Source organism: Gordonia jacobaea, from assembly GCF_001186365.1.
Lineage (GTDB): Bacteria > Actinomycetota > Actinomycetes > Mycobacteriales > Mycobacteriaceae > Gordonia > Gordonia jacobaea.
Genome location: NZ_LDTZ01000039.1, coordinates 1 through 2,565 on the forward strand (window position 1 = coordinate 1; position 2,565 = coordinate 2,565).

Annotated in this window: 2 protein-coding genes and 2 pseudogenes; all 4 read right to left on the bottom strand. The window is 64.6% G+C overall.

What is annotated here, in order from left to right:
* A pseudogene (locus ABW18_RS23330) lies at positions 1 to 313 on the bottom strand (helix-turn-helix domain-containing protein); the annotation flags it as partial.
* Between the two features lie 120 nt (positions 314 to 433).
* A pseudogene (locus tag ABW18_RS23335) lies at positions 434 to 1,449 on the bottom strand (IS3 family transposase); the annotation flags it as partial.
* A gap of 40 nt (positions 1,450 to 1,489) precedes the next feature.
* Entirely contained in the window at positions 1,490 to 1,747 is a 258-nt protein-coding gene (locus tag ABW18_RS22180) for a hypothetical protein (protein WP_053117565.1), read from the bottom strand.
* Positions 1,744 to 2,277, bottom strand: a complete 534-nt coding sequence (locus ABW18_RS22185; RefSeq protein ID WP_005180782.1) for a hypothetical protein — start codon at positions 2,275 to 2,277, stop codon at positions 1,744 to 1,746. Before ABW18_RS22185 ends, ABW18_RS22180 begins: the two co-directional genes overlap by 4 nt.
* Positions 2,278 to 2,565 lie beyond the last annotated feature (288 nt).

Here is a 2,565-nt window from a genome sequence, read left to right on the forward strand (position 1 = left end):
GTTCCCCGGCCGGCAGCCCGAGAAGCCGACGGGTCGAGAGCGGGTGGAGCGACAATTTGAGGCCCTGCTGGCGTCCCCTCGACTGGATCAGAGCCGGAGTGGTGTGCAGGCCGGAGACTAGTACGTCACAGAGATGCCGCGCGTCGCCATGAAGCCAGCCACAGTCGATGGGCTCTCCGAGCGACAGCACCACCGTGACGCCCATCGAGGGAACCCCGTGGTGGACGGTGTCGGTACTGGTGAAGTCGTACCCCACCCAGGAAAGGAGATGGGGGCGCAACCCTTGCGGGATAGCTGGCTGCCAAACGGGCATGCACCCACCCTAGGGAAGCCCCGGCCCAGAAACAGTCACTTGTCTGACGACCACTGTGGTGTCGCTACACGACCGCCAGGGCCGTGGCGGCTCGATCAACGTCTCCGGGCAGTACAAGGATCGACGGTCGAGGACGTTGTTCTGTAGCAGCGAGAAGAAGCTCTCCATCGCCGCGTTGTCACCACACGCACCGACCCTGCCCATCGACCCGAGCATGCCGTGCCGGGTGATGGCCTTCTACATCTTCTTCGAACGAAATTGAGACCCTCTATCGCTGTGCAGAACGCAGCCGGCCACGTCCCCTCGCCTGGCGACAGCGCTGTTCAGGGCGGCCACGGCCAGGCGGGACTTCATTCTCGAGTCGATCGAGTACCCGACGATCCGGCCCGAGTAGACGTCCTTGATCGCGCACAGGTACAGCTTGCCCTCGGCCGTCCAGTGCTCGGTGATGTCGGTCAGCCACAGCTCGTTGGGGCCGGGCGCGGTGAAGTCTCTCTTGACGAGATCGTCGTGTACAGGCGGGCCGGCCTTGCGGTGCTTGCCGCGGCCTCTCTTGCTGATGGTGCTGGTCCAGCCGCCGGCGGAGCAGATCCGCCACGCCGTCCGCCGGCACATCTTCTCGCCTGCGGCTTCGGCCTCGTCGGCGAGGTAGCGGTAGCCGAACTCCGGGTCTTCGCGGTGGGCGTCGAACAGGGCGTTGGCCCGGTACGCCTCGGCGAGCTCGGCGTCGGTGATCGGGTTCTTGCGCCACCGGTAGTAGGGCTGGCGAGCGATCTTGAGTACCCGACACGCCACCGTGACGGGGATGCCGTCAGCGGCCAGCTCACTCACGAGCGGGTACCACCTTTTCCCGGCAGATTCGCTTGGGACAGGTACGCCGCCGCCCGGCGTAAGACCTCGTTCTCCTGTTCAAGCAGGCGCACACGCCGCTTGGCCTCGCGCAGCTCACGCGATTCGGCCGACGTGGTGCCGGGCTTGATCCCGGCCTCCACGTCGGCCTTGCGGATCCACTTGTTCAGGGTCATCGGGTGGATACCGAAGTCGGCAGCGATCTGTTCGAGAGTCACACCGTCTTCACGGTTCTGGGCGACGCGGACAACGTCGTCGCGGAACTCCTGGGGATAGGGCTTGGGCACAGCTGGCATCCTTCCAGGCCGCCCGGCAGGGCAAGCCAGATCAGATGTCACCTACTCGTGCACCAGCCCCGCCCAGGACTTCTCGGACTGCGGTGTCTGGATCGACACCGAGGTAGCAGGTTCCGCGGGGTGCGTCGAGATCGAAACGGCCTGCCCCTCCGTTCGAGAAGAACCATGCACCATTGGCTGTGCGATGTCCTCGATACAGCTGTGCGCTCGTGGGAATGCTGACCGTCGGGAAGGATGACAAGTCCCGTCCGCCGGGTTCACGCAGCGCTACCGATTCACGGCTGCTCATGCCGCCCAGCGTTCCGCATCGACTCGGGCAGCGTTGAGGGCCGCTGTGAGCTCGTCGTCACCGCCACCCCTGACATACGCGACGGCGGTTTCGTCGTCGAGGGCGGCGTTCGGTGAGCACATCCACAGCGCCGCGGTCCACGCGTTGGCGTGCTCCCGCAAAACTTGCCACACCCTCAAAAGCCGGCGGTCGACTACGGCGTCGTCGGTGAACTGCCACGTCGGATACACCCACGTGCCGGATTCGAGCTGGCAGCCGATAAGGGTGTTGTTCTTGACGCGTTTGGCGAGCGCCTGCTTGCTGACATCAAGCCAGGTGGTCAGTCCTGCAGTGTCGTAGAAAGGTCCAACGGTCTGATCATGCACGCTGGTTGCAGACGGCAGTGCCGCCATCATTGCCCTAGCAATTCGGGAGGTGTCCGCGTACACCGCCGGGTCAACCCCAGAGTCCTCGGCGACGGCGAACCGCACATCCAAGAGGCTGCCCAACTCGTCGAGCAACGCCTGCTTACGATCCATCAGATCCGACATCGAGCCCACTTTCGGTCAACCTGGACAACCACCTGCCTCTAGTTTTACGCCCACACATCCCGTCGGTCAACCGGGTCAACCTAGCGGTCGTGTGCTCACTCCTATCGGCTGATGCCCCGAATCGCCTCGGACGCGTCGTCTTCATCCGGCATGGGTGTATCGCCCCGGCTGGCCGGTTCGAGCCTCGGCACTGACCGCGTGCCGGGTGGGCGTATGTGTGGTTGTTGCTGGTTGCGAGCGTCTAACCAGACGCGGGGAACGCGAAACAGACACGCCGAACGAGCTCCT

Coding starts and splice junctions, on each gene's coding strand:
- ABW18_RS22180 (WP_053117565.1), bottom strand. CDS start 1,747: ATGAGCAGCCGTGAATCGGTAGCGCTGCGTGAACCCGGCGGACGGGAC.
- ABW18_RS22185 (WP_005180782.1), bottom strand. CDS start 2,277: ATGTCGGATCTGATGGATCGTAAGCAGGCGTTGCTCGACGAGTTGGGC.